At 69.9% G+C, this 24989-nt stretch carries 23 protein-coding genes, 3 pseudogenes and 1 riboswitch; of the genes and pseudogenes, 14 read left to right on the top strand and 12 right to left on the bottom strand.

Features of this window, described 5'->3' with window-relative positions:
* Positions 1 to 36: 36 nt before the first annotated feature.
* The gene (locus tag ABZ953_RS34445; RefSeq protein WP_361732570.1) at positions 37 to 1503 is read left to right on the top strand and encodes a carboxylesterase family protein; all 1467 of its coding nucleotides are present in this window, start codon (positions 37 to 39) and stop codon (positions 1501 to 1503) included.
* Here the strand turns inward: ABZ953_RS34445 and ABZ953_RS34450 are convergent.
* The 4 genes and pseudogenes from ABZ953_RS34450 to ABZ953_RS34465 all read right to left on the bottom strand — a co-directional run.
* Positions 1500 to 2396, bottom strand: coding sequence for an alpha/beta hydrolase (locus ABZ953_RS34450; protein ID WP_361732621.1), 897 nt, complete (start codon positions 2394 to 2396; stop codon positions 1500 to 1502). The two genes, ABZ953_RS34445 and ABZ953_RS34450, sit on opposite strands and share 4 nt — an antisense overlap.
* A 23-nt stretch (positions 2397 to 2419) precedes the next feature.
* The gene (locus ABZ953_RS34455) at positions 2420 to 3013 is read right to left on the bottom strand and encodes a WHG domain-containing protein (protein ID WP_361732572.1); all 594 of its coding nucleotides are present in this window, start codon (positions 3011 to 3013) and stop codon (positions 2420 to 2422) included.
* Positions 3014 to 3149: 136 nt separating this feature from the next.
* A complete protein-coding gene (locus ABZ953_RS34460; RefSeq protein ID WP_361732574.1) occupies positions 3150 to 3848 on the bottom strand; it encodes an HNH endonuclease family protein in 699 nt (232 codons plus the stop codon).
* Between the two features lie 398 nt (positions 3849 to 4246).
* Positions 4247 to 4781: pseudogene (locus ABZ953_RS34465) on the bottom strand (AraC family transcriptional regulator); the annotation flags it as partial.
* Positions 4782 to 4792: 11 nt separating this feature from the next.
* Here ABZ953_RS34465 and ABZ953_RS34470 point away from each other — a divergent pair.
* Positions 4793 to 5441 (top strand): annotated as a pseudogene (locus tag ABZ953_RS34470) (alpha/beta hydrolase); the annotation flags it as partial.
* Between the two features lie 53 nt (positions 5442 to 5494).
* Here ABZ953_RS34470 and ABZ953_RS34475 read toward each other — a convergent pair.
* Complete coding sequence (locus ABZ953_RS34475) at positions 5495 to 6259, bottom strand: LysM peptidoglycan-binding domain-containing protein (protein WP_361732576.1); 765 nt, start codon at positions 6257 to 6259, stop codon at positions 5495 to 5497.
* Between the two features lie 4 nt (positions 6260 to 6263).
* A riboswitch (cyclic di-AMP (ydaO/yuaA leader) is annotated at positions 6264 to 6418 on the bottom strand.
* A gap of 628 nt (positions 6419 to 7046) precedes the next feature.
* On the opposite strand from ABZ953_RS34475, the gene ABZ953_RS34480 reads away from it, so the two are divergent.
* The 3 genes from ABZ953_RS34480 (at position 7047) to ABZ953_RS34490 (ending at position 9259) form a co-directional block, all read left to right on the top strand.
* Positions 7047 to 7295 (top strand): hypothetical protein, encoded by a 249-nt coding sequence (locus tag ABZ953_RS34480; protein WP_361732578.1) that lies wholly within the window; start codon positions 7047 to 7049, stop codon positions 7293 to 7295.
* Entirely contained in the window at positions 7276 to 7860 is a 585-nt protein-coding gene (locus ABZ953_RS34485; protein ID WP_361732579.1) for a sigma-70 family RNA polymerase sigma factor, read from the top strand. Before ABZ953_RS34480 ends, ABZ953_RS34485 begins: the two co-directional genes overlap by 20 nt.
* A 262-nt stretch (positions 7861 to 8122) precedes the next feature.
* Positions 8123 to 9259, top strand: a complete 1137-nt coding sequence (locus ABZ953_RS34490; RefSeq protein WP_361732580.1) for a helix-turn-helix domain-containing protein — start codon at positions 8123 to 8125, stop codon at positions 9257 to 9259.
* Here the strand turns inward: ABZ953_RS34490 and ABZ953_RS34495 are convergent.
* Positions 9243 to 9869 (bottom strand): ankyrin repeat domain-containing protein, encoded by a 627-nt coding sequence (locus ABZ953_RS34495; RefSeq protein WP_361732581.1) that lies wholly within the window; start codon positions 9867 to 9869, stop codon positions 9243 to 9245. The genes ABZ953_RS34490 and ABZ953_RS34495 overlap by 17 nt on opposite strands.
* Positions 9866 to 10720 carry a sigma-70 family RNA polymerase sigma factor gene (locus ABZ953_RS34500; protein ID WP_361732623.1) on the bottom strand — a complete coding sequence of 285 codons (855 nt, stop codon included), beginning with the start codon at positions 10718 to 10720 and terminating at the stop codon, positions 9866 to 9868. The genes ABZ953_RS34495 and ABZ953_RS34500 overlap by 4 nt, the downstream gene beginning before the upstream one ends.
* A 149-nt stretch (positions 10721 to 10869) precedes the next feature.
* Between ABZ953_RS34500 and ABZ953_RS34505 the strand changes: the two genes are divergently transcribed.
* Positions 10870 to 11319, top strand: a complete 450-nt coding sequence (locus ABZ953_RS34505) for a carboxymuconolactone decarboxylase family protein (RefSeq protein ID WP_361732583.1) — start codon at positions 10870 to 10872, stop codon at positions 11317 to 11319.
* A 121-nt stretch (positions 11320 to 11440) separates the two neighbouring features.
* Here ABZ953_RS34505 and ABZ953_RS34510 read toward each other — a convergent pair whose 3' ends face one another.
* Positions 11441 to 12016 carry a CGNR zinc finger domain-containing protein gene (locus ABZ953_RS34510; RefSeq protein WP_361732585.1) on the bottom strand — a complete coding sequence of 192 codons (576 nt, stop codon included), beginning with the start codon at positions 12014 to 12016 and terminating at the stop codon, positions 11441 to 11443.
* A gap of 205 nt (positions 12017 to 12221) precedes the next feature.
* Here ABZ953_RS34510 and ABZ953_RS34515 point away from each other — a divergent pair, with 205 nt between their 5' ends.
* Together ABZ953_RS34515 and ABZ953_RS34520 are read left to right on the top strand one after the other, a co-directional pair.
* On the top strand, positions 12222 to 13088 hold the full coding sequence (locus tag ABZ953_RS34515; RefSeq protein ID WP_361732587.1) for an MFS transporter: 867 nt from the start codon (positions 12222 to 12224) through the stop codon (positions 13086 to 13088).
* A gap of 30 nt (positions 13089 to 13118) precedes the next feature.
* Positions 13119 to 13448: a hypothetical protein gene (locus ABZ953_RS34520; protein ID WP_361732589.1), complete on the top strand. Its 330-nt coding sequence runs from the start codon at positions 13119 to 13121 to the stop codon at positions 13446 to 13448.
* 185 nt (positions 13449 to 13633) lie between these two features.
* Here the strand turns inward: ABZ953_RS34520 and ABZ953_RS34525 are convergent, their stop codons facing one another.
* On the bottom strand, positions 13634 to 14011 hold the full coding sequence (locus ABZ953_RS34525) for a MerR family DNA-binding transcriptional regulator (RefSeq protein ID WP_361732591.1): 378 nt from the start codon (positions 14009 to 14011) through the stop codon (positions 13634 to 13636).
* Between the two features lie 84 nt (positions 14012 to 14095).
* Between ABZ953_RS34525 and ABZ953_RS34530 the strand changes: the two genes are divergently transcribed.
* Positions 14096 to 14824, top strand: a complete 729-nt coding sequence (locus ABZ953_RS34530) for an SDR family oxidoreductase (protein WP_361732593.1) — start codon at positions 14096 to 14098, stop codon at positions 14822 to 14824.
* A 222-nt stretch (positions 14825 to 15046) separates the two neighbouring features.
* Here ABZ953_RS34530 and ABZ953_RS34535 read toward each other — a convergent pair.
* Together ABZ953_RS34535 and ABZ953_RS34540 are read right to left on the bottom strand one after the other, a co-directional pair.
* Positions 15047 to 15250 (bottom strand): annotated as a pseudogene (locus ABZ953_RS34535) (IS701 family transposase); the annotation flags it as partial.
* 139 nt (positions 15251 to 15389) lie between these two features.
* A complete protein-coding gene (locus ABZ953_RS34540) occupies positions 15390 to 15755 on the bottom strand; it encodes a hypothetical protein (protein WP_361732595.1) in 366 nt (121 codons plus the stop codon).
* A gap of 193 nt (positions 15756 to 15948) precedes the next feature.
* On the opposite strand from ABZ953_RS34540, the gene ABZ953_RS34545 reads away from it, so the two are divergent.
* Both ABZ953_RS34545 and ABZ953_RS34550 read left to right on the top strand, forming a co-directional pair.
* Positions 15949 to 16509 carry an isochorismatase family cysteine hydrolase gene (locus ABZ953_RS34545; RefSeq protein WP_361732597.1) on the top strand — a complete coding sequence of 187 codons (561 nt, stop codon included), beginning with the start codon at positions 15949 to 15951 and terminating at the stop codon, positions 16507 to 16509.
* A gap of 198 nt (positions 16510 to 16707) precedes the next feature.
* The gene (locus ABZ953_RS34550; protein ID WP_361732599.1) at positions 16708 to 17058 is read left to right on the top strand and encodes a nuclear transport factor 2 family protein; all 351 of its coding nucleotides are present in this window, start codon (positions 16708 to 16710) and stop codon (positions 17056 to 17058) included.
* 894 nt (positions 17059 to 17952) lie between these two features.
* Here ABZ953_RS34550 and ABZ953_RS34555 read toward each other — a convergent pair.
* Positions 17953 to 18777 carry a ScbR family autoregulator-binding transcription factor gene (locus ABZ953_RS34555; RefSeq protein ID WP_361732601.1) on the bottom strand — a complete coding sequence of 275 codons (825 nt, stop codon included), beginning with the start codon at positions 18775 to 18777 and terminating at the stop codon, positions 17953 to 17955.
* Positions 18778 to 20490: 1713 nt separating this feature from the next.
* On the opposite strand from ABZ953_RS34555, the gene ABZ953_RS34560 reads away from it, so the two are divergent.
* From ABZ953_RS34560 to ABZ953_RS34570, 3 genes are all read left to right on the top strand, one after another.
* The gene (locus ABZ953_RS34560; protein ID WP_361732603.1) at positions 20491 to 21369 is read left to right on the top strand and encodes an AfsR/SARP family transcriptional regulator; all 879 of its coding nucleotides are present in this window, start codon (positions 20491 to 20493) and stop codon (positions 21367 to 21369) included.
* A 612-nt stretch (positions 21370 to 21981) separates the two neighbouring features.
* A complete protein-coding gene (locus tag ABZ953_RS34565) occupies positions 21982 to 22803 on the top strand; it encodes an AfsR/SARP family transcriptional regulator (protein ID WP_361732605.1) in 822 nt (273 codons plus the stop codon).
* A 330-nt stretch (positions 22804 to 23133) separates the two neighbouring features.
* Positions 23134 to 24093: an SRPBCC family protein gene (locus tag ABZ953_RS34570; RefSeq protein WP_361732607.1), complete on the top strand. Its 960-nt coding sequence runs from the start codon at positions 23134 to 23136 to the stop codon at positions 24091 to 24093.
* Positions 24094 to 24989: the final 896 nt, after the last annotated feature.

Raw genomic sequence — 24989 nt, forward strand, 5'->3', positions numbered from 1 at the left:
CCAGATGGAACGAGAAGAACGAGAAGGAAGGATTCCGTGCGCCAGCACTCAAACCCGGTGGTCGTGACGTCGTCCGGCGCCCTGCGCGGTCTGCGCGACCAGTCCGGCGAGCTGTACCGAGCCATCCCGTACGCGACGACCCCGCAAGGCGCTCGACGCTTCGCCCCACCGGTTCCTCACCCCGGCTGGCCCGGCGTCAGAAACGCCACGCGGCCCTCGCCGACGGCACCACAACCGACCCGCGCCTTCGGCCGCCTCGACATGTCCCCCTACTTCGGACCGGGGTGGGTGCCCGGTGACGAGTATCTGACCGTCGACGTCCGCACCCCGGCCGCAGACGACGAGAAGCGTCCGGTCATGGTCTTCATACACGGCGGTGGATTCGTCACCGGCTCCACGCGCGCCGCGCTGTACGACGGGAAGGCCTTCGCCCGCGACGGCGTCGTCCTGGTGACGGTGAACTACCGGCTCGGCATCCCCGGCTTCCTCGACCTCGCCGGAGCGCCGCCGAACCGCGGACTGCTCGACGTGCTGGCCGCGCTGCGCTGGGTGCGGGACACCGTCTCTGCCTTCGGCGGTGACCCCGGCAACGTCACCGTCCTCGGACAGTCGGCGGGCGCGACGATCACCGGCGCGCTGCTCGCGACACCGGAGGCCGACGGCCTGTTCCGCCGTGCGATCATCCAAAGCGGCAGCGGCACCGGTGCCTTCACCCCGGAGCAGGCCCAGCGGGTGACCGCGAGGACAGCCGAAGTGCTCGGCGTCCGGGCGACCGCCGAGCAGTTCGCCGAGATCCCCGACGAGGACTTCCTCGGCGTCATGCCGGAGTTGGCAGGGCTCGATCTGCGCACCGCCACCGCCCGGGATCCGCTGCTCGGGCTGAGCCCGTTCAGTCTGGTCCTGCCCGTCCAGCCCGCCGAAGCGCTGGCCGAAGGACCTGCGGCCGAGGTCTCCGTGCTCATCGGCACCAACACCGAGGAGGGGAACCTGTACCTCGTGCCGCAGGACCGGCTGGAGTCCTCCACCGAAGCCGACGTACTCGCGCTTGCCGAAGCGGGATACGCCGAGCCGGCCGCCGCGGTCGAGGCACGTAGGACCGCACGCCCAGACGCCACACCCGGTGAGCTGCGCTCGGCACTGCTCGGCGAAGCACTGTTCGGCGTCGGCAGTACCCGGATGGCGGGGGCGCACGCGCGGCTGTCGGGGCGAAGGACGTACGTCTACTCGTTCGCGCATCGCTCGACAGCCCTCGACGGCAGGTTGGGCGCCGCGCACACGGTGGAACTGCCCTACGTGTTCGACCTCGCCGACGAACCGTGGCTCCACGGCGACAGCGGCCTGCTGGGCCCGGACGCGGCACCGGCGGGTCTTGCCGAGGCGATGCACGGAGCCTGGGTCGCGTTCGCTCGTAACGGCGATCCTGGCTGGGCCGCGTATGACCCGGACGAACCGGTGGTGAAGGTCTTCGGAGGACCTCGTGTCTCCACAGGACCTCGGGTCTAAGCGCGGAACGCCTTGCGCAGGAGCTCGCCGAACTCGGCGGGATGCGTGGTCAGGCCGACGTGGCCGCCGGGGAACTGCAGGAGTTCCACGCCGAGCCGCTCGGCCACGAACGCCGTCGCACGGCAAGGGAGTTCGCCATCAGATTCCTCGCCGACGGCGAGCACGAGTTGATCCGAGAGCGCCTCCAGCCGGTCGAGGTCCGGGGCGTGGGACATGAAGCCGGGAACAATGCGCCCGACGAAGAACGGCAAGTTGGCCATCGTGCTCTCGGCCCTGGCCGCCGCCTGGGGCGGAAGGGCAGCCCCGGCTTCTGCTTCTGCTTTTGCTTCGGCTTCGGTCCCGGCCTCGTTCTCCGCCGTCGGCTCCGGCTTGGTGGTGGTGTCGTCGTCGTCCTTCTTCAGGCCCGCGGCGAACACGGCCATTGCCGCCATGAGTCCCTGCGTTCGGAACGTCTCCTTTACGCGCCCGATGAGTGCGCGATGGTCGGAGGCGTCCGGCAGGACCATGACCACCGGTGGCTCGTGCGCCACGACGCGCTCTATACGTTCGGGATGGGCGGTGAGCAGATGCAGGGCGGCGATCGCGCCCGAACTGGCACCGAAGACCCGGGCGGGCTCACCGGGTGACAGGAGCTCCAGGACGCGCAACGCGTCGTCGGCGTGCTCGGCGACGCTCTGCTCGGCCTCGGGGTCGTCCAGCGTGCTGCGCGACATCCCGCGCGGGTCATAGGTGGCGACCGTGTACTCGGCGGCGAGGCCGTTGGCGACGGCGTCGAAGGAAGCCGCGCCGCCGGTCCCTCCGGGGATCAGCAGCAGGAGGGGGCCCTGGCCGCGCACTTCGTAGTGCAAGGTCGCGCCGTTCACGCGCAGGCTGCCGATGGACGGGGCGGCCATTGCGGGTATGTCGGTGGTGCCGGTCATGAGGAGTCTCCTTCTCGGGACGGGGGCCAGTGCTCCAGGAGGGCGTGCAGGGCGTCGAGGGCGCGCACCCAGGACTGCTGGGGCGAACGCTGGTGTGCGAATCCGCCCGCGGCCTCCAGGGCGACGAACCCGTGGAACGTGCTGCGCAGCAATCGGACCGCGTCGGTCAGGTCCGGCTCGGCCAGTCCGTAGCCGCGCAGCATGCCGTACGTGAGCTCGGCCGCGCGCCGGGGGCCGGGCGCGTTCGCGGCCAGCTCGGGGTCGATCTGGATCGGGGTCTGCGTCGCCATGTAGCGGCCCGGATGCCGGTGGGCGTACTCCCGCCACGCGTTCGCGAAGGCGACCAGCGCGTCTCTGCCCGACCGCCCGGCGGTCGCCTCCGCGATACGGATGGTCTTCTCGTCCGCGGCGAGCAACGCGATCCGCCCACGCAGATCTTCCAGACCGCGAACGTGCGTGTAAAGGCTCGCGTCCTTCACGCCCAGCCGCCGTGCCACCTGCGACATGGTGATTTGGTCGAGCCCCACCTCGTCCGCAAGATCGGCGCCCGCAATCGTCACGCGCTCCGCGGTCAGTCCTGCCCGCACCATGTGCCCTCCACATCGCCCTGGGGTGCCTAGGGGCCCTAGGTTAAACCTAAGACCCCTAGGCATGGCAAACGGAACGATGGGGGTGAGGGCGGGGGTGGGGTGGGGAGTGAGGGGGAGGGCCGGGGGGCGGGGGGCTTTACGAGGCGTCGGTGTAGGTGACCGCGGTGCGCTTGCACTGGCCGGACGCGAAGACGGCGATGGCGTCGAGTTCGGTCGGGTCCGCCGCCAGGTCCCAGCGCAGCTTCGTGGCCACCCACTCCGAGAGGTAGCGACAGTGCGCGGAGGGCAGCGGCGGCAACCACTGTGCGGGGTCCCGGTCGCCCTTGTGCCGGGCGGTACGGGTGGTCACGGCGACCAGGGACGCCGGTGCGCCCAGATCGTTGGCGTAGGCCTCGCGGCGATGCGCGCTCCACGTGGAGGCGCCCGAGTCCCAGGCCTCGGCGAGCGGAACCATGTGGTCGATGGCGAGCTTGCGGGCGTTTTCGACCTCTTGGTTGTCGTAGTACGAGAGCCACTCACCACCCGTGATCCTGCAGCCCGCGCCGACGGACGGCTCCTCGCTGGCCTCGGCGATCAGCACCTCGGCGCGGGTGTTGCAGCCGTCGGACTTCTTCGCACCGGCGTTCCAGTGCTTGAACGCGGCGCGGGCATAGCCCTCGCGGCGCTCGTCGGAGGCGGGGATGCGGTGCACGGCATCGGCCAGTGTGGTGGTCTCGGTGGGAGCGGCCGTGGGGAGGGACGGGGGAGCGGTCTGTGCCGGTGCCGGTGTCGGCGCGAGGAGAGGGGTCAGGGACAGGCTGAGCGCGGCGAAGCCACGGATGAAGTTCTTGATCACTCAGCCAGGCTGGGCGGCCATCGGCGGTACGTCCCGGACGCCTGGCGGCGCCTGATCCGAGTGGAGGAATCGATTCACCGCAGAAACGTTGCGCCCGGTGGGCGGGGGCGTTCACTTCGAGAGCGTGGGCGCGCGGGCCGCCGGTAGAAATGCAAGTGCTTTGAGGGGGAATAGCTCTGACGGGGCGTTGGTAAGGGGCAACGTGTAGTTTCTTGAGGTTCCCTGGTTGCTGGTTGCCGGTTCCCGGTTTCTGCGGTTAGTGGAGTTCTTACAGTTGGGGAAATCCCGCCGAACGAGGGGAACGCCGCGTGACCTCCGCTGTCTGCCAGCGCCCGGCCGCATGCCTGTCGCCTTTCGGAAGGACACCGAAAAGTTGGACGCGGGAAAGCCGCACCGTGCGACGACGGCGGTCGGAGCCGGGCGATGAGTGCGGAGAGCAGAATCTCGGGCAGTTCCGTCGACTCCGTCGACGCGTCTCCGGGTGGGGGGTGCTTCTAGGAGGAGATGGTTCCGCGCGGTGTCGACGAACGGCCGGTCGGCGTCGCCGATGCTCCACCGCGTCAGCAGGTCGGGGGCCGCGGCGAGTTCTCGGGCGGAGTGGGTGACGGGCGCGGTCGGGACGAACAGCATGACGTGCCCGGCCACATCGGCGATGTCGTCCCATTGGTGCACCGCGCCTGGAGCGACTCAGACCACGGTCCGCTCCTTGAAGGGGTGGCAGAGGAAGGCCACCGTGACGGAGCTGTGGCCGACGTCGACGATGGCCAGGACGTGGAAGTCGGCGCGTCGCGTGCCGTCGTCGTTCAGTTCGCGAAGGCGGCCGAACGTCCTCGTCTCGACAGCGGCGGCACCGCGCCCGACGGGCTGATAGATCGTCTGCCGGATCGCGGTCACGTGTCCGGTTTCCACCGTAGGGTGGCCAGTCACGCCGATGCCTCGGCAGAGGCCGCGACGTACTCACTGTCGACTTTCGCGGGTGGAGCCGCTCAGCCGGGCTGCCCGGTCCGTACACGCTCCGCAGGCTCACGGACGACACACTCGCCGTGATCGCCGACGTTGGGCATCAGCGACTACTTACTCGTCGGACACTCCATGGGCGGCAAGGTCGCGCAGCTGACCGCGGCGACCCGGCTCGCCCGCCTCCGCGGGATCGTCCTCGTCGGCTCCGGTCCTGCGAAGCCCGCCGAGGGGATCACTCCCGCGTACCCGGAGGGCCTTTCCCACGCCTACGACTCCGACGACTCCGTCGCCGGCGCGCGGGACGACATCCCCACCGCGACCGAACTACCCGAATCGATCAAGGCGCGGGTCTCGACCGATTCGCGTACTCGCACCGATGCCGCCCGGACGGAGTGGACGCTGCGCGGCATCGCGGAGGACATCACCGAGCACACCCGCATGATCGGCGTCCCCGACCTCGTCGTCGCCGGAGAGAGGGACCGCGTCGAGCCCGTCGACGTGCTCCTCGCCAATCTGCTGCCCTACCTCTTCGGGGCCGAGTTCACGGTGATCCCGAACACGGGTCATCTGATCCCGCTGGAGGCTCCGGCCGACCTCGTCGGGGCGATCACGGCCTTCGCACCGGTGGCCTGACCGGTGCGGCGCCGCACGCCGCGCCGCACACCTCGCCGCAGGAGAGCGGGAGGTCAGTACGGTCCGTCCACGTTGTCGATCGAGCCGTACCGGTCGGCCGCGTAGTTGCAGGCGGCGGTGATGTTGGCGACCGGGTCGAAGCTGTCCGTCGACGTGCCGGGCACGTGGTAGGCGGCGAAGGTGGGGCCGATGACTTGCAGGAGCCCCTTGGAAGGGGTCCCGGCGGCAGCGTTGGAGTCCCAGTCGTTGGTGGCCAGGGGGTTGCCTGAGGACTCGCGCATGATGTTGCGGTGGATGCCCTCGTACGAGCCCGGGATGCCGTGCTGGGCCAGGATGTCGAGCGATTCGTTGATCCATCCGTCGAGGTCGTCCGTGTAGGACTTCTGCGCCGGGGGAGCGGCGGGCTCGGCGGCGAGGTCGTCCTGGCGCTCGGAGCGGTCCGCCCGCTCGGCGGACGCGTTGGAGGCGGTCGGCTTCTGGGCGGGCTCGGCCGCGCCCGTCTGGCCGAGGGTGAGCTTGAGGCCCGGGTGGATCAGTCTCGGGTCGCCGCCGAGGACGCCGCGGTTGTCCTGGTACAGCTTCTTCCAGCCGCCGGTCAGGGAGTGCTCCTGGGCGATCCTGGAGAGGGAGTCGCCTGCGGCGACCACGTAGGTCGCGGGGGCCGCGGCGGGCTTGGCGGCCGAGTCGGCCTGCGCCGCGTCGGCGGTGGTCGCGCCGAGCACCGGGAGGACGAGCACCGTCCCGCCCGCGCCTGCGGCGGCGATGCCCCGGCTGAGCGAGTTGGACTTGGGGCGGCGGTGCTTTCCCTTTGCAGGCATGACGAATTCCTCTCCGTCGCCTGCGAGGTGAGCTGTCGGGTTCGGACGGGAGATGTCCGGTCGCACCGATATGGCGACTTCACCCCGAGCCGTTCCGGAATCCGGATCGGCGGCTTACCTGGGTTCCCCGCTCCTGCCGTGCGTAAGTGAGTGAGTGGTTGAGTGGGTTTCCGGACAGCGGCAGGATTCGGCGTTCCATCCGGATTGGCGGTGACGTTAGACGAGAAAGTCAGAACGGAACAAGGCCAAAATTGTGAGGAGGAATGTGCCGAAGTGGTTCCGGGCAATCGAGCCGACCCCGGCGCCTTTGATCGAATAGACCCAACTCGCTTTGGGCGGAACGGGAATGAGCTTCAAGCCGCCTCTGTGAGCCTGAACGGACGATGTGACTCATTTCACCGGATGGGGTGTGGGTCGAAATTACCTGGAGCACGCAGGCCACTTTTCATTCCAGAGCGGACATTTCACCGGTCGTGTCGGCCTGGTCGGGCCCGCCCTATGGCTGATCGAAAAGCTGGATGATTCCGCCCCGCGTCACGCAGGCTTGTGGTCGGTCGTATGACTAGGCCTGGCTGGTTCTGGCAGCTTCTGGTTGAGCCGTGATGACGAGCCGTGATGACGAGCCGTGGTGACGGCGCGCGCCACTTGGCCTCGCGTCCCGGGCGGGCTGAGCGGGTACGGATGCGGGTACGGATTAGGTGTCGGCTCGGGTTCCTAGACGTTTCGGGGCTCTCAACTCTCTATCGGGCAGAAGGAGTTGTCGTCGACGATGGAGGAGTCGAGCGCCGTGGGTGACAATGTGTGGCTGATGGCCCTCACGTACGTGCCGGTCCTGGGCACGATGGCGGCCGCGCTTGCGTACCGAGTGCGGGAGCGGGCCCGTTGGGCTGCGGTCGTTGCCGTGCTGCGCCTGTCACCCGGCGGGACGCGGGTCCGTTTCAGAACGCAGGATGCTCAGGGGAGGGCGATGAGCGAGTGGGAGATCACCGTCCCCGCGGCCGGAAGGGCTGGTGTCGGTGACGAGCGATACCGGTGAGCGACCGCCTGCTGCTGACGGGTACTCGGACGACTACTCGGACGGGTGGAGCGACGCGTGTGTAGTGCGGGTCGAGACCCTCTTCCGGAGGTACGGCAAAGTGGTGCTCCGTAAAGCGACTGTGGCTGCCGCGGGGAACAGCCACGACGGCTGGGAAGGTTGCCAGCATGCTTTCGTGCAAGCGGGGGAACACCTGCGCAAGCCAGGAGCAGAGGAGATCAGGAACTGGCAGGGCTGGCTCGTCAAGACCGCGGTCCGGCACGCGATGTCGGTATATCGACGCGGGGTCGAGACGGTCCCACTGGGGGAGGAGACGGACCGGGACGGCGGTGCGATGCCGGTCGAGGACCAAGTGGCGGTGAGAGAGACGTTCCGTAACCTCCTGGAAGCCATCGGAGAGCTCTCGGAGCGTCAGCGGCAGGCTCTGGTCCTCGTGCACATCGCGGGATGTTCGACCGACGAGGCGGCCCAAGACATGGGAGTCACCAGCAGCACAGTACGCAACCTGATTCACCAGGCCCGCAGTCGGCTGGCTGTCGTGAGCGGGGAGACGAGCGATGCGTGATGAACCGGATGTGACCGGCGACGAGACTTTGACCAGGGCACTTGAGGCCACCGAAGGTGCGGTGGGGCAGGCGCTCGAAGAGACCTTTGACAGCGAGGCGGGTCTGGAGCGGATCCGGGCGCGCTTGGGTCATGTTCCTGGCCCGGGTCCTGGCCCTGGCCCGGGTCCTGGCCCTCGGCCGCACGACCGATCGTACGAGCGGCCGCAAGACCAGACGCATGATCGGCCGGGTGACTGGGCGGGCGGCCGGTCGGGTGGCCGGTTGGGGCCTTCGGCCGCGTCGGAAGGCGTACGGAGGCTCGCCGGGCGACGTCGACGGGAGGTCGTCGCCGTGCTGCTGTTCAGCGGCGGTCCCATTTTCGAGAGCTCGATTCCGCTCTCCGTGTTCGGAATTGACCGTGAGGACGCGGGGGTCCCCCGGTACCGCCTGCTGGTGTGCGCGGGCGAAGAGGGCCCGCTGCGCAGCACCGGCGGGCTCGAACTCAGCGCCCCCTACGGCCTGGAGGCCATTGCGCGGGCCGGAACCGTGGTGGTGCCCGCCTGGCGGTCCATCACCTCGCCCCCGCCGAAGGAGGCACTGGACGCCCTGCGGCGCGCGCACGAAGAAGGGGCGCGCATCGTCGGCCTGTGCACTGGGGCCTTCGTGCTGGCGGCCGCCGGGCTGCTGGACGGGCGGCCGGCCACCACGCACTGGATGTACGCGCCGACGTTGGCCAAGCGCTATCCGTCGGCACACATCGACCCGCGCGAACTCTTCGTGGACGACGGCGACGTACTGACTTCGGCGGGCACGGCGGCAGACATCGACCTGTGTCTGCACATCGTGCGCTCCGACCACGGCAACGAGGCGGCGGGAGCCCTGGCTCGTCGCCTGGTGGTGCCGCCGCGCCGCTCCGGCGGGCCGGAGCGCTATCTCGACCGATCGCTGCCCGAGGAGATCGGCGCGGACCCGCTCGCCGAGGTCGTCGCGTGGGCCCTGGAACACCTGCATGAGCAGTTCGACGTGGAGACCCTGGCCGCGCGCGCGTACATGAGCAGGCGCACCTTCGACCGCAGGTTCCGCTCGCTGACCGGCAGTGCGCCGCTGCAATGGCTGATCACCCAGCGGGTGCTCCAGGCCCAGCGGCTCCTGGAGACTTCGGAGTATCCGGTGGACGACATCGCGGGACGCTGCGGCTTCCGCTCGGCGGTGGCGCTGCGCGGGCACTTCCGCAGCCAGCTCGGCTCCTCGCCCGCCGCGTACCGGGCCGCCTACCGTACTCGGAGGCCGAGGCCGCAGGAAGGCAGCGACGGGTCGGACAACGGCCCGGCGGTGCCCACGCAGGGCAGGAGCGCTACGGCGGCGACCTCGCTCAGGGGCAGCAGCGAGAGCCTCATCAGTCTCAGAAGCAGGGTGTGAGGGGACAGGGTGTGACACGTGCGACGGACACGGCCGTGGAATGGGCGGCGGCGCGGCTGAGCAGATGCCGCACCATACGCCCTTGTCCGAACCCGGCCGCCCAGTCGAGGGCGGTCCGGCCCTTCATCTCCGCGTCGATGTCGGCGCCACGGTCCAGCAGCAGGTCCACGGTAGACATGTGACCCTCTTGGCCGACCGTGGCCGCCAGGACCAACGGCAGGTGCCCCATCCTGTTCCGGGTATCGGGGTGAACACCGGCATCGAGGAGAGCCTCGACCACTGAGGTGTGCCCATGGGCCGCCGCCAGACACAGCGGTGTGGTCTCGCGATACGCCCCCACCTGCTGCCCCGGATCCGCACCGGCCTCGATGAGGACGCTCACGACACGGCCGTGCCCCCGACGCACCGCCTGATCGAGCCCTGTACGCCGCTCGTTGCTCTGCGCGTCCGCATCGACAAGGCTCGTCCCGAGTACTTGTTTCACCAGCTCGGCGTCGCCGTCACCTGCCGCCTGTACCAGGAGGTTCGCCAGGTGTGCCGGATCATCTTGCCGCTCAGCGTCTGTCACGGCATCACGTCCCTGTCCGCCAGTACCAGTACCGTCGCTCATGCCGCCGCTGCTGGAAGGTCCATCAGCGCGAGCTTGGCCGGATCGACCACGGCCGTGATGGCGGCGATCCGGCCGTCGACGACATCGAACGCGAGGACCGACAGTGGGGTGCCGTTCTCGTGCCAGGAGATGACCCCCGGCAGCCCATTGACGATGGCCGCTCGCCCCAGCGTGGCTGCGCCGGAGGCCAGCTTCGCGCCCGCAGCCACTTCGGTGGCCCCGAGGACGACGACCCTACCGGCAGGGGTGTCGACGGTCAGCCTCACCTCGGGGTCGAGAACCCGCAACAGTCCCTCGAATTCACCGAGGCGGGCGGCTTCCAGGAAGGCTTGGACCACTTTGCGCTGCTCCTGCCCGACCCCTGCGGGCCGCTCGGTCGCCTGCACTTTCCTACGGGCACGGCTTGCGAGCATCTTGGCTGCGGCGGTGGATTTGCCGAGGATCGTGCCGATCTCGTCGAACGGCACCGCGAACAGGTCGTGCAGGACGAACGCCAGCCGCTCGCTCGGCCCGAGGGAGTCGAGGACGACCAGGAGCGCGAGCCCCACGGAGTCGGCGAGGACCGCATCCTCCTCGGGAGCCGGACCGTCGTCGATCGTCACGACGAGCTCGGGTAGCTGGTCGTCGTACGACGCCTCGGGGCGGGCCCGGCGCGATCGCAGGACGTCGAGACTGATCCGGCCGACCACGGTGGTCAACCAGCCGCCGAGGTTGTCGATGGCCGCCGAGTCCTGGCGGGAGAGACGCAGCCACGCCTCCTGGACCACATCCTCGGCATCAGCGTGCGATCCGAGCACGCGATAGGCGACCGCGAGCAGCCGTCTGCGCTGGGACTCGAACGCCTCGGCCATCGGGTTCGTGGGTGTGGTGTCTGTGGGTGTGGTGTTCGTGGTGTTCGTGGTTGGGGTGTGGGGCATGTTGTTACCTTCCTCGGATCCGCTCCGTCATGGGTGATGACGAGCCCGGACGGGCGCAGGTAACCAATGAAGGAGCGGGACCGATGGAAGCACGTATGAAGAGCGCGATGAACCCCGATCTGGCCACCGCGATACAGCACCTCTACAAGGCGATTCACGCCGGGGGCGTGGACCAGCGCCTGCTGTCGCTGATTCACCTGCGGGGCAGTCAGATCAACGGTTGCAGCCCGTGCGTCTTCGCCTCGATCGAGGCTGCGAGGAAGGCCGGGGAGACCGAGGAGCGGCTGCACAACGTGGTGGCGTGGCGCGAGACACCTTTCTTCACCGATGAGGAGAGGGCGGCGCTGGAGCTGACCGAGGCTGCCACCCGGATCCAGGACGGCGCGCCGGGCGTGACCGACGAGATCTGGGACTCGGTCGCTGATCAATTCACGGAGGAGCAACTGGGCGCGATCATCCTGGAGATCGCGGTGACCAACTTCTTCAACCGGATCAATCGCACGATCCGGGAGCAGGCGGGTAAGACCTGGTGAGCTGTCAGCCGGTGGGTTGTCAGCTGGCGGGTTGATAGCTGGCGGGTTGTTAGCTGGTGAGCCAGCCGTACCCCCGCCCTGCCCCACTTCGCCCTGCCCGAGCTGGCGGTACTGATCGACCTCAGTTCGGTGTGCTGTTGCGTGCGCGGAAGGCCGCGGCTTTGACGCGGTTGCGGCATGCGTTCGAGCAGAAGTGGCGGACGGCGTTACGGGAGTTGTCGACGTAGACGCGGTCGCACTGCGGTGCTGTGCAGACGCCGAGGCGGCCGGCGAGGTTGCTGCCGATGGCCAAGGCCAACGCGGTGGCGCATCCTGCGCTCCAGCCTTCGGCGAGAGTGTCCGTGGTGCCGTGGAAGTGGACCTGCCAGGGTTCACCGTCGACGCGGTCGAGTTGCGGGCGGGCGCCGGTGGTGCGCAGCAGGGCGTTCACGAGGTCTGCCGCGTCGTTGGTGCGGCCGTCGTCGACGGCGTCGAATACTGCCCTCAATCGCTGGGCTGTCCGCGCGAGGTAGACCGCGTGTTCCGGGTCGACGGCGGCATCACGGGCCTCTGCGAGGGGCAGCGCCTCGTGGACGGCCCGGGGGAGCTGAGCGCCGCTTGGGGCGGCGTAGGGGCGCCCTTGCCGAGAACCGTCGGTCAGCGCATTCACGAGCGAGACAGCCGCATCGAGCAGCGTCAGCACGTGACCATCGAACATCACTTGACTGGTCACTCCTTCGGGACTTAGCGTCCAGGCGTCACCGACATTATCTGATTCGCTGGTCACGGTGACTGGTCGCGGTGACTGGTCGCGGTGGCTAGTCACGGTGACTGGTCGCGGTGGCTAGTCACGGTGACTGGTCGCGGTGGCTAGTCACGGTGGCTGGTTACAGGGCGCAGGGCTGGTCACGGGTGGGGGCTGTATGCAGGGCAGCGGACGGTTGCCGCGCGCGGTGCGGCTGCTGATCCCGGCGCGGGCGGTCAACCGGCTCGGCGCGTTCTCGATGCCGTTCCTCACCGCGCTCATCACGACCGACTTCGGGGCCGACCCCGCCGTCGCCGGTGGCGTCAGCGCTGCCTTCGGCCTGGCCACGATTCCCTCACGCCTGATCGGTGGACGCCTGGCCGACCGGATCGGCCGACGCCGCACGATCGTGGCGGGCCTGACGGGCTGCGCGGCGGCGCAGCTGGGGCTCGCCGCGGTCGACAGCCTGGCAGGGGTCATCTGCTGCGCAGTCCTGCTGGGGCTGGTCTTCGAGCTCTACGAACCGCCGAGCCAGGCCGTGATCGCTGACGTGGTGGCGCCCACTGAACACGTGCGCGCCTACGGCCTGTTGAACGCGGCCCTGGCCGCGGCGGGCATGGGCGCCGGGCTCCTCGCGGCAGGCTTGGGCCACTGGGACCTGCGCTGGCTTTTCGCCGCGGACGCCCTCACCTGCCTGCTCTGCGCGCTCGCCGTGCACTTGGTCCTGCCCGCCGACCACCGCACGCCCCCGCCGCTCGACCCCGAGCAGTCGGCCGCTGTCGCCCCGTGGCGCGACCGTTCCCTGCTGTTCCTGCTCGCCACAGGGACACTGTTCGCCGTGATCTACCTCCAGATCATGATCACACTGCCGATCGCCATGCACCATCAGGGCCAACAGCCCGCCGACGCCGGGCTGTTGTTCAGTGCCTCCGCGCTCACCATCTGCGCAGGCCAACCGCTGATGCGCTGCAGCCGACTGAACACGCTCTCGGCGCCCGCTGCCTTCGTTGCCGGGTATTTGCTGCTGGCATCAGGGTTGGGTTGATACGCACTCGCTCACGATCTGGCCGGCTACATGGGGGCAACCGTGGTGTGGAGTGTGGGCGATCTACTCTTGATGGGCCGCGTGTACGCGGTGGTCGCCGGGCTGGCCCCGGCGGGCGCGGCGGGGCGCTATCTGGCTGTATACGGCACCAGTTGGGGCGTAGCGGGGATCGCAGCACCTCTCGTCGGGACGCAACTGCTCGAGCGTGCCGGGCCAGCCGGGCTGTGGAGTGCGATGGCGCTCGCATGTCTGCTGCTCGCGGTGCTGCAGCCAGTTCTGGTCCGCTATGTCACTTCCTGTGGTGAGGGCACGGCCAACGACAACCAACGACGGTCGGCGCCCACCGAACTGACGAGCTGACGTCTACACGTATTGACGTATAGACGTGGAGATCGTGGAGACGTGCTGAGCTGAAGGATGACGGACGGACTGTGGGGCCTACCGAAGAGTTCGAATCATGTCCCGGTCACCGGCCTCGTCGCGACGATCTCCCCGCCCCCCCTCGTAGGCGTTCCGATGTGGTGCCCCCCTCCGACCGACCGCGCCTACGGGTGCGTGTCCGTGATCGCGATGACCTCGTCGAGGCGGTCCAGGGCGGCCTGCAGGTCGTCGACCTTGGCCTGGATGCGGTCACGCTCGGCGCGCAGCATGGCTCGTTGCTCGGCGTCGGTGTGCCCGGAGTCCCAGCACGGAAGAAGTTCCGTGATCCTTCGGCTGCTCAGGCCGGCGGCGAACATCTGCTGGAAAAAGCGGACCAGGGGGATGGCGTCCTTCCGGTAGAGGCGCTGGCCGGATGGGCTACGTTCCGCGGTGAGCAGCCCCTGCTCCTCGTAGTAGCGCACGGCGCGTACCGAGACGTCGGCACCCCGTGCCACCTCGCCGATCCGGATCAGCCGCTCGGCCGCGGCTTCTGTGACGGTCATGGTGGTTCCTCTCACCGCGGTCCTGATGGCCCTGACGGCCACCACTTGCCTCTGACGTCAACGTCAGGTTTTAGCGTACCGGGCATGGACATCAACAACTCAGTTGCCCTTGTCACCGGAGCCAACCGCGGCCTGGGCCGCGCCTTCGCCCAACGCCTGCTCGAACGTGGCGCCCGCAAGGTCTACGCGACGGCCCGTCGGCCGGAGACCGTGGACCTGCCCGGGGTCGAGGTGCTGCCCCTCGACATCGCTGATCCCACATCCGTGAGGGCAGCCGCCGAGGCCGCCCCGGACGTCTCGCTGCTCATCAACAACGCGGGGATTCAGACGGGGACCGACCTGGTGACCGGTTCGCTGGACGCGGTGCGGCACGAGCTGGAAACCAACGTGTTCGGCCACCTGGGAATGGTCCGGGAGTTCGCGCCGGCGCTCGCCGGGAACGGCGGGGGCGCGATCGTCAACATCCTCTCCGCCATGTCGTGGTTCGGGGGCAGGGGCGCCAACGCCTACCACCTGACCAAGGCCGCCGCCTGGGCCATGACCAACGGCGTCCGCCTGGAGCTCGCCGAGCAGGGCACGCTGGTGACAGCCGTGCACCTCGGCCTGGCCGACACCGACATGGCCGCGGGCTGGCCCGTGGACAAGATCGCGCCGTCGGACCTGGCCGACGCGGCGCTCGACGGTGTCGAGGCGGGCTCCGCCGAGGTCCTCGCCGACCAGTGGAGTCGGGACGTCAAGTCCCGGCTGCCGCTGACGCCGGAGGAGTTCAACGCCGCGATGGACCGCGCCCTGGCGGCGCTAACGGCGGCCTGAGGGGCCCCTCAGGCCGCACTGGCTTTGGTCGGTTGCTTCTGAGGCCGGTCAATTAATACTCCATCTGTATGGGTGGACCTTCACGTTGTGGCCTCGCGTCGGCGGTAGTGGAGGGCGCGAGCGCGGGCCTGGCGTTGACGACATCGAAGGGACCAGCGCGGGCGATGGTCGCGTTGGCCGGTCGGGGGCGCGGCGGGTGGGGCGGACATTCGCCGTATCTCGTCGGGCTCCGGCAACGCGGACCAGTACGGGCAGCGCCACTCGCCGTGGGCTGAAGCAGCGGTAGTAGGCCACCTCGCCGGTGGTGCGGTGGCAGCGGATCAGCAACTGGCAGGTGCCCGCCGAGTGGGTGGGGATCAGGTCGACGGCGGCCCAGCCGTCGTATCGGCGCGGGCCTTGTGTGCCGGTGCCCGCGGACAGCCCCCGAGCGAACTCCCCCCACCTGGCACCGGAGTTCAAAACATGCGAAAACGCCCGGCTATCCGCGCCATCAGCCCCTCGAACCCCTCGCCCTGACGAGCAAGGCCAACGCCGTGACCTTCGGTCTCCGTCTGATCCTCTGCCTTCACTCACGGCGATCACCAGTGGCCGCGCCCGTCGTCACCGCTGCACCCTCCGCTACAAGTGGCGCGACAACTGCCGTGTGATGGCGGAGAGGTGATGCATGCTTGATCATTTCGCTATCCAAGCGCATGGCATCGCGGCCGACGCCGCCTTCTGCGACGCCGTACTGGATCCGCCAGGTGGCGAGCGGAAGAAGCAGTTCGGCGAGAACATCAGCTTCGGGGTCACGGACCACCCGTTGTGGCTGGTCCAGGCGACCGACCCTGCGCCTGCCCGTGAGCTGCACATCGCATTCGCCGCGACCGACCGCGCCGCTGTGGACGGCTTCCATGCAGCGCCGCTTGCGGTGGGTGTCGAGGCTGTCCACGGCACTCTATGTCTCCGATGCGCCTAGCCTGTCTAGCCTGTTCGGTACTTGCGTCTGTCTGATTGACCTCGCCTAATGTGTTGTCGGGTTTTGCTTGGTGAGGCGTCCTGGTTGTGCTTGTGTCCGGACTCGTTCCGGGTGTGGACATGTGGCTGCTTGAATTCCTTGGGTTGGTTTGGCTTTTGGAGGCGTTATGGGCAGTGCTCTTCTTGTGATGGACGTTCAGCAGGCCATCGTGGACATTGTTGACGATGGTTCCGGTTACGTGTCGCGCCTGCGAAGGGCGATTGACAGTGCCCGAGGAGCCGGCGTCTCCGTGATCTACGTGGTCATTGGGCTGCGTCCTGGTTTCCCGGAGGTTGGTATGCGTAACAGGGCTCTGGCTGCCATCGCGCAGGACGGCCTCTACGTAGAGGGCGCTCCCGGCACTGAAATCCACCCTGACGTGGCGCCCCGGCCGGGCGATGTGGTGGTCACCAAGAGGCGCGCGAGCGCGTTCTGGGGCAGTGATCTCGATCTGGTGCTGCGGGCGCGAGGTATCGACAGTCTCGTGCTTACCGGCATTGCGACGAGTGCTGTGGTGCTGTCGACCCTGTGCCAGGCGAACGATATGGACTTCGGCCTCACTGTTCTTTCCGATGCTTGTCTGGATACGGATCCGGAGGTGCACCGGGTGCTTGTGGAGCGGTTGTTCCCGCAGTGGGCGGATGTGGTCACCGTCGATGACTGGGTCAAGGCGAACGCGGCGCGGTAGAACGTGCGGTGGCGGCTGCTGTGCCGGGAGTGGGGTTGTTTCCCTCAGGGAGCGGCTCGCTCGCGGGGAGGGCCTGAGCTGGTGGTCTGCGAATGTAGCGGCGCGTGGCGGGGCCGGCGCATAGCGTCGGGCCCGGTGTGACCGGGTTCTTCGCCCGGGTCGTCACCATGAGTTTCCCCGACCTCCGCGAGGACTTCTGTGGCCCTGAAAGTCGATGACCGCGCCGCCATATGCGAGTTGATCTCGATGCATGGTCACTTCTGCGACGAGGGAGAGCTGAACCGGTTCGATGAGTTGTTCACCGACGCAGTGCTCTACGACGTCACGGACTTCGGACTGGAGCCTTTGAGGGGGGTGGAGGCCATCCGGGCGGCAGCGATCGCTATGGGAGATGGGAATCCTGCGGGGCATCACGTGACCAATACCGTTCTTACTGAGGGGGCGGATGGTCAGGTGCATGCCCGTTCCAAGGGCATCGGAGTAAATGTGGACGGGACGAGCGGCAGCGTCACCTACGAAGACACCCTGGTGCTTACTGATCAGGGCTAGCGCATCAACTACCGCAAGGTGGTGGCACGGCGGGTGCCGCTGAACGGGACCGCGCGGTAAATTTCCGCTCGTCGCCGTGCCGACCATTCGTCGCCCGGGCTGCCGTGAGGGTGGCGCCGGCTGCGGGTGGCTCGGGAGACCGTGACTGGGGTGGTCTCAGCCCTCGAACCTGCGGAACGTTCAAGGCTCTTCTCTCTAAATTCGGAGGTAACCGGCCAGACTTGAGGTGCGGAGTGAAGAGCGCGATGGAACCGTACGACGCCTCGGACGCCATCGAGGCATTCGCCGGGGCGACAGCAGGGGCGACAAGGGGCCTTCGAATGCCTGAAAGGCGCGTTGGCCACAGCACAGACGACCGCGACGGCTCACCACGAGCTAGAAGAGACGATCGAGATCCGCGGACGCGAGACGCCGCGACTGCTGCTCCAGGCCACCTGAACCTGCGTGAGCACGAGCAACAAGCGCAGGACGAGTGCGGCTGGCAGGGGCCGGTCAGGGGCGCGGGCGGGAAGGGCCGCCCCTACCGCGAGGCGGGGCATTCCCGGCTGCTGGCTTGCGTGTTGGGCTCCTAACAGCCTGCGAAGCGGTTCCGCGGCTCGTTCGACCAGGCGAAGGCTTCGATCGATGGGCGATGCGGAGCGGTGCTGGGCGAGCGCCAGGCCGAACTGCTGGTGGCTGCCGTGGTTGTGGACATCGACTCCTTCTACCGACAGCGCACTCCGATGTCGGCCACCGCGAACACCCTGCTGGTACTCCATTTCCACGGCAAGGCCATCGTCATGCGGCTCGACGCCCTACGGCCCGCGACCTTGAAGACACATCTGAACCGGAAGCGTGCGAGGTGCACTCGGATCGCCCCGGGCTTCCGGTTGTTGTATTTGGGAGGTGGTGTGATCAGAGGGTGCTTGCTGTTTTTTTGGGTCGGTTTTTTGTGTGTGGCCTGGCGTCTGTTGTGCCGGTTTTTGTTTTTGTCTTTGTTTTGGTGTCCGGCCCCGGTCTGTGGGTGTGGGGTGTGGAGTTGGTTGTTGGTCTGGTTTTGGTCTCTGGTGGTGTTCCTGTTTCTGTTCCTGTTCCTGTTTCTGTGCTGGTGGGTGGTGTGGGGGTGGGTGTGGGTGTGGGGTGTGGGTTGGTGTGGGGGTTGGTGGGTGGGTTGGTGATGGTGGGGAGGAGGAGTTGCCAGAAGTGGGTGAGGGGGGTGGGGGTGAGCCAGGTGGGGTTGGTGCGGGCGAGGGTTTCGAGGCCGGTGGTGGTGGCGACGATGATGTTGGTGAGGGCGTCGGGGGAGATGTGGGGGGCGAGGGAGTGCTGGTGGGCGGCTTGGGTGACGTGGTGGTGGATGCAGGTGTGCCATTGGTGGCGGAGGTTGAGGGGGGTGCGGGGGCTGGTGTCGGTGTTGAGGCGGAATCCGGCGCGGACGGTGATGTCGTGGTGGAGGAGGTGGATCATGCGGTGGGAGAGGTCGATGAGGGTTTGGATGGGGTTGGTGTGGTGGGGGAGGTTGTGGGCGGTGTGGTGGAGGGTGGTGGCGGCGGTGTGCTCGACGGCGTCGGCGAGGGCGGCTTTGCTTTCGAAGTGGAAGTGCAGGGCGCCGCGGCTGACGCCTGCGCCTGAGCTGATCTCGTCGAGGCTGGCTTTGACGTAGCCGTAGCGTTCGAACAGGCGTGCGGCCGAGAGGATGAGTGCCGTGCGGGTCCGGGTGGCCCGTTCCTGCTTGCTCACTGGTGGCTCCCGTCGGGAATGGTTTCCGGTCACCGTATAAAACCAACTTGGCGGTTTGATATCTAGAGGAGTGACGGGTCGGGTTGTCCCAGCGGTAGGGGTGTGACGTATTCCGTTTGCCCGGGGTCGGTGCCCGTGGGGTGGGTCACCTCGGCGGGTCGCTCGGGCGTGAACTGGCGGGCAGTGGCGTCATGTTGGCCGAAAGATGGGGGTTCCGTTCTGGCTCCGCCGGTCCGGGGGCGGTGACCGAAACCCGCCGCAGGTGTCCGGCGGCCCGGCGGCAGCTTCCGAAGAATAAACCGGACGAGCGGTTTGGAGCGCGGGGATGCGGTGCGTGTCCCGGGGCTGCCCGGCGCCCGCTCGTGCCTGCGGCCCCGCACGTCCCGCCCTGTCTGTGCGCCTGTCGGAGTCCCGGTCGGTCCGTCCGTCTGCCGGAGTGGTCGGTCCGAACACCTTGAACTCCCCGGTTGCTCCGGGCGCTTCGAGCAGCCCGGTCGCACCCGACATTCCGGTCGCTTTGTGTGCTCTGGTCGGTCCGAATGTCTTGTGTGCCTTGGTCGGCTGGAATTTCTCGGTCGGCCGGGCCGTCTCGGGTCGCCTCGGGATGCCTCGGGGTGTTTTCGGTCGCTTCGGGTTTCCTGGATGCGGTGGGTGTTTGGGCTGGTTGGGGTGTTCCGGGTGGCTTGTGTGCTCCCGGCCTTTCCTGCCCCGGGGTCCTCCTGCCCCGGCGGCGCTCTCCTGTCCTGGGCTCCGGCTCCGGCTCCGGTCCGGGCTCCGGCTCCGGCCCCTGCCCTGGTTCCGGTCCTGGCTCCGGCTTTGGTCCTCCTGTCTCGGGCTGTGGTGCTCTTTTGTCCTGGGTCTGGGGGTCTTCTCGTCCGGGCCTCCGGGGGTCTTCTTGTCCGGGCCTCTGGGGGGCTCGGGTCCCGCTCCTCTGGGGGTGTTCTTGTTGTTCTCGGGTGTGTCCTGGGTGTCTGCTCCGGTGAGGTGATGTGCCCCGCCCTGCTGTCTTCTTGCTGCGGGGTGTGGCCGGTGTCGCTGGTGTCGCTGGTGTTGGGGTGTCCGGTGTTCCTCCCTGGTGTTCCGTCCTGTCCGTTCGGGCCTGCCGCGCCCCTCGCCTCTCGGCCTGCCTGGTCCCTCGCTCCGCCTCGTCCCTCGGGCCTGCCTTGTCTTATCCGTCCTGTGGTCTGTCCGTCCTGGTGGCCCCTCGTTCGGTCGTGTGTGTCTCTCGCCCCGTCCCGCCCTGCCCCCTGTCTCTCTCCCCGTCCCGCCCCGCCTCTCGCCCGCCCTGCCTCTCGCCTCGTCCCGTCTCTCGTCCCGCCTCGCCTCGTCTCTTGTCTTTCGCTTCGTCGGTTCCGTCTGTGGTGTTTGTGGTGTTGGTGTCGTGTTGTTGTTGGTTTGGTTGTGGGGTTTGGGGTGGGGGGTGTTCGGTGGAAACAGCGGGTGTTGGCTGTTTTGGTGGGGGGCCGGTCCGGGCGGGTCGGGGGCGGCCGGGGTGGTGGGCTGGGGGCGGGTGGGGTGGGCCGGGTGGTCTGCGGTGTCCTCGAGGGGGGCTTGAGGGGGGCGGGTGGGGTGGCGGAGGGCGGGTCGGGGGCGGCTAGAAACCAGCTACGCGGTTTTCTATTGACAGGGGTGGGGGAATCTAATTGAATCTGGCTGCGGTAGGGGGGATCGCCTCCCCGTGGGAGCGGCATCAACCACCTTCAGGGGGACGCTGTGGACATCGAGGTACTCGGCGCGCTGGCGGTGCGGGAGGGGGGCCGGTCGCTCGTTCCCACGGCTCCCAAGCCGCGGCAGGTGCTGGCCCTGCTGGCGTTGCAGGCCGGCCGGATGGTCCCGGTGTCGGTGCTGAGCGAGGAGCTGTGGGGCACGGCGCCGCCGCGCAGTGCCCGGACCACTCTGCAGACCTATGTGCTGCAGCTGCGGGAGCTGATCGCCGCCGCCCTGGACGCCGGCACTGGCCCCGGTGCGGCCGTCCCCGGTGCGGCCGCCGGTGTTGCTGGTGTGGGGGGTGGGGGGCGGGTGCGGGCCAAGGATGTGCTGGTGACGATGCCGGGCGGGTATCTGCTGGCGGCCGGTGGGGGGTCCAGTGATGTGCGCAGGTTCGAGCGGCTGGCGGGGGCGGGGTACCGGGCGATGGACGGCGGGGATTGGGCGGGGGCGGCGCGGCAGTTGCGGGAGGCGCTGGCGTTGTGGTCGGGTACCGCGTTCGCCGATGTGCAGGCGGGTCCGCAGCTGCGGATGGAGATCAAGCGGCTGGAGGAGAGCCGGCTGTGTGCGCTGGACCGGCGGATCGAGGCGGATCTGCGGCTGGGCCGGCACCGTGAGCTGCTGGCCGAGCTGACCGTGCTGGTCAACGGCTACCGTACGCATGAGAGTCTGCACGCCCAGTTCATGCTGGCGCTGCACCGGTCGGGGCGGCGCGGTGAGGCGCTGGATGTCTATCAGCGGCTGCGGGCCACCCTGGTGCGGGAGCTGGGGCTGGAGCCCTCGGCGCGGCTGCGGCGGCTGCAGCGTTCCATCCTGGGTGCCGGCCTCGACGTCGCGGCCCCGCTGGCGGCGCCCGGCGGGGAGCACCTGGCCCCCACCGGCTAGCCCCGCCCCCGTGCCCCCGGCCCTGTGCCCGTGCCCCGTGTCCCGGTCGCCGGTCCGCCGTCGCCGGTCCGCCGTTTCCTGTCCGTCGTCGTCGGTCTGCCGTGCGGCCTGCGTGCGGGTGCTGTGGTCCCGGCCGCCGCGCGGCGGCCCCCTGGGGGGCCGGTCCGGGGCGGGCTCCCGGCGGCCGGTGGGCGGTGTGCGGTGTGCGGCGGGCCCCCTGCCGGGGTGGGGTGGGGTGGTGGCGGACAACGTTTCCCCGCCCGTCGTGTGGACTTCACTCCAGCCCACGCGCCCCTGGCCTGATGCGCCTAACGTGCGGGCGGGGCACGCCGCCTGACGCCCCCTCACCCGCCCCCTCACCTGCCTCCTCCTCCGCCGCCTCGTCCGCTTCCTCGTCCGCCTTCTCATCCGTTCTCTCACTCGTCCCGGGCCGGGGCGGGCGGGCCTCCCGGCGGGGGCCGGCCCTTTGGGCCCGGGGTGCCGGGCCCGGGGTGCCGGGCTCTGGCTCTGGTTTGTTGGATCCAGGACAAGGAGATGGCCTCACGTATCCATGCACCGCCCGCGGCGTACTGCCGTCATGACAGGAACTCGACGACGTTTCGGAGGAAACCCATGAAGATTCAGGTTCTGGGTCCGTTGAGCGCCGAGGTCAACGGGGGATCGATTGTTCCGACGGCCAGCAAGCCGCGGCAGATTCTGTCCCTTTTTGCCCTCTACCCCGGACGGGTGATGCCCGTTCCCACGCTCATGGAGGAGCTCTGGGGCACCGAGCCCCCGCAGAGCGCGCTGACCACGTTGCAGACCTACATCCTGCAGCTGCGCCGGCATCTGGGCACCGCGCTGGGTCCCGATGCCCCCGGCAGTGCCAAGGAGGTCCTGGCCACCCGGCACGGCGGGTATCTCATGCAGATACCGGCCGAGAGTGTGGATGTGCACCAGTACGAGCGGCTGGCCACCGAGGGCCGTGCGGCCTTTGAGACCGGTGACGATGCCACCGCCGCCGACCGGTTCTGCCGGGCGCTGGCGCTGTGGCGCGGGCCCGCGCTGGTCGATGTGCGGGTCGGGCCGATCCTGGAGATCGAGGTCATGCGTCTGGAGGAGTCCCGTCTGGGCACCGTGGAGCGGCGGATCGACGCCGATCTGCGTCTGGGCCGGCACTCCGAGCTGATCGCCGAGCTGACCGAGCTGACCGCCCGCTATCCCCAGCACGAGGGGCTGCACTCGCAGGCGATGGTGGCGCTCTACCGTTCGGGGCGCCAGGCCTCGGCCCTGGAGATCTACCGCAGGCTGCGCATCCGCATGATCGAGGGCCTGGGGGTGGAGCCCTCCCCGCAGGTCCAGCGCCTGCACCAGGCGATGCTGGCCGTCGACCCGCAGCTGGATGTGGTGGCCGGGCCGCGGCGCGGCTCGACGTTCGACCTCTACGCCGCCTGAGCCGGCCCGGCCGGGCGCCCGCCGCCGCACCCGGACACCCGGCCCCGGCCCCGGCCCCGGCCCGGGACTCAGCCCGGACCCGGACCCAGCCCGGCCCGGGACTCAGCCCGGACCCGGACCCGGCCCTGGGCCCGGGTCTGGGCCCGGCCCCGGGTCTGGGCTGGCCCGGCCCTGGGGCCGGGGTCCGGGCGGGCTCGAGCCGTCTGCGGGCGTGCGTCGAGCGCGGCGGGCAAGACTCGCGGGAGAATCGGGGGATCGCCACCACCGCCGCTCCGGCCGGGGGCCCGTCGCCCCCAGGCGCCGTGCGCCGGTTGCAGGAGAGGAGGCCCGGTGTCCGGGCAGCGCGTCCACCACCTGGCCCACACCATCGAGGTGGCCGCGCCCGCCGGCGTCGTCTACGCGCTGATCGCCGACCCCGAACGCTGGCCGCTGTATCTGCCGCGCAACGTCTACGCCCAGCGGCTGGCCTTCGACGGCGTCCACGAACGGCTGCGGGTGTGGGCGCTGGCCCAGGACCAGGTCATCTCCTGGACCTCCGAGCGCCTGCAGGACCTCGCGGGCCGCTGCATCTCCTTCCGCCAGGACCTGCTCATGGAGCCCGCCACCTCCATGGCCGGGCGCTGGCAGGTCACGGAGCGGGCCGCCGGCCGCTGCCGGCTGAGCGTGGAGCACGAGTTCACCACCGCCCCCGGGCGCCCCCAGGACGGCGAGCGGCTCGCCGAGCTCACCGCCGCCGGCAGCCGCTCGGCCCTGCAGGGCCTGCAGTTCCTGGCCGAACGGTGGCACCGCCTGGACCAGCTGACGCTGTCCTTCGCCGAGACCCTGCGCGTGCAGGGGCCCCCCGAACTCGTCTACCACGTCCTGTACGACGCGGCCCGCTGGCCCGGCCGCCTCCCGCACGTGCGCGGCATCGCCCTGCGCGAACCCCACGCGGGCATCCAGCAGGTCACCCTGGACCTGGCCGCCGCCGACGGCACCGGCCGCCACAGCGAATCCGGCCTGCGGATCTGCTTCCCGCACGCCGGGCGCATCGTGCACAAGGCGACCTCCCCGCGCCCGCTGCTGAACGCGCACTGCGGCGAATGGTCGGTCCTGCCCGACGAACACGGCGTCACCGTCGTCGCCCAGCACCACGTCATCCTCTGCGAGGAGAGCATCGAGCAGGTCCTGGGCGCCGGCGCCACCCTGGCCGACGCCCGCTCGCGCATCCGCGCCCAGCTCGGCCACGAAAGCCGCCAGACCCTGCAACTGGCCCGCCGCCACGCCGAATCCTCCATCCACATCCTCTGACCCCCACCCCACCCCGCGCCGCGCCCGCCGGCCTGCCGGGGCAGCCGCCCGGCAGCCCCGCACCCCCCGCCCGCCCCCGGCGCCCCGCCCCGCCGGCGGCGCCCCCGGCCCGCCCCTTCCCGCGGCCGGATGCCCCGCGCTCGCGCCGCCGCGCCCTCCCACGCCCCGCCCGGGGGCCGGCCGGGCGGTCCCCACCGGCCCACCGGGGGAGGGGCTGCGCGGCCTCCCCCTGGCCGCGGCCGGTCCCCGGCGCCCGCCGCGGCCCCGCCGCCGGGCGCCGCCACCGGGCGGCGGATCCGGACGGGAGCCCTCCGTGCGCGGCCCCGCCCGCACCCGGCGCCCGCGCGGATGAGCCGGCCTGGCTTCGATGGCCGCGGCCGCGGTGAGCGGGGACGACTCCGCGACCGGGATGGGCGGCCTTCCCCGCCAGATGCGGCCGGCGGCCTCGGCGGACGCCCTCCGGCCCGCCGGCAGGGCACCCTCCCCGGCCCGCTGCGGCCGTCAACGCCCCCTGACCGCAGCGGGCTTGGGCCCCCGGCGCCCCCGGCCCGCCCGGCGGTGGTCCCTGCCCGCGCGGCGGGCGGCAGGGCCGGGGCCCGCTCCGGCGCCGCCCGCACCACGCCCCCCGGCATGCGGACGGGGGCGCCCGCGCCCGCCCCGCCCCCTGCCCGAGCGCGGTTGCCCCGGTCCCTGCCCGCACGCGCTCCGGTCCGCCGGGAGGGCCCCCTCCCCGGCCCGTTGCGGCCGTCAACGCCCCCTGACGCCAGCGGGCTTGGGCCCCGGCGCCCCCGGCCCGCCCGGCGGTGGCCCCCGCCCGCGCGGCGGGCGGCAGGGCCGGGGCCCGCCCCGGCGCCGCAGATCGGTAGTGCACACGGCTGAACACCACTCACCGTACG

Source organism: Streptomyces sp. NPDC046465, from assembly GCF_040646035.1.
Classification (GTDB): Bacteria; Actinomycetota; Actinomycetes; order Streptomycetales; family Streptomycetaceae; genus Streptomyces.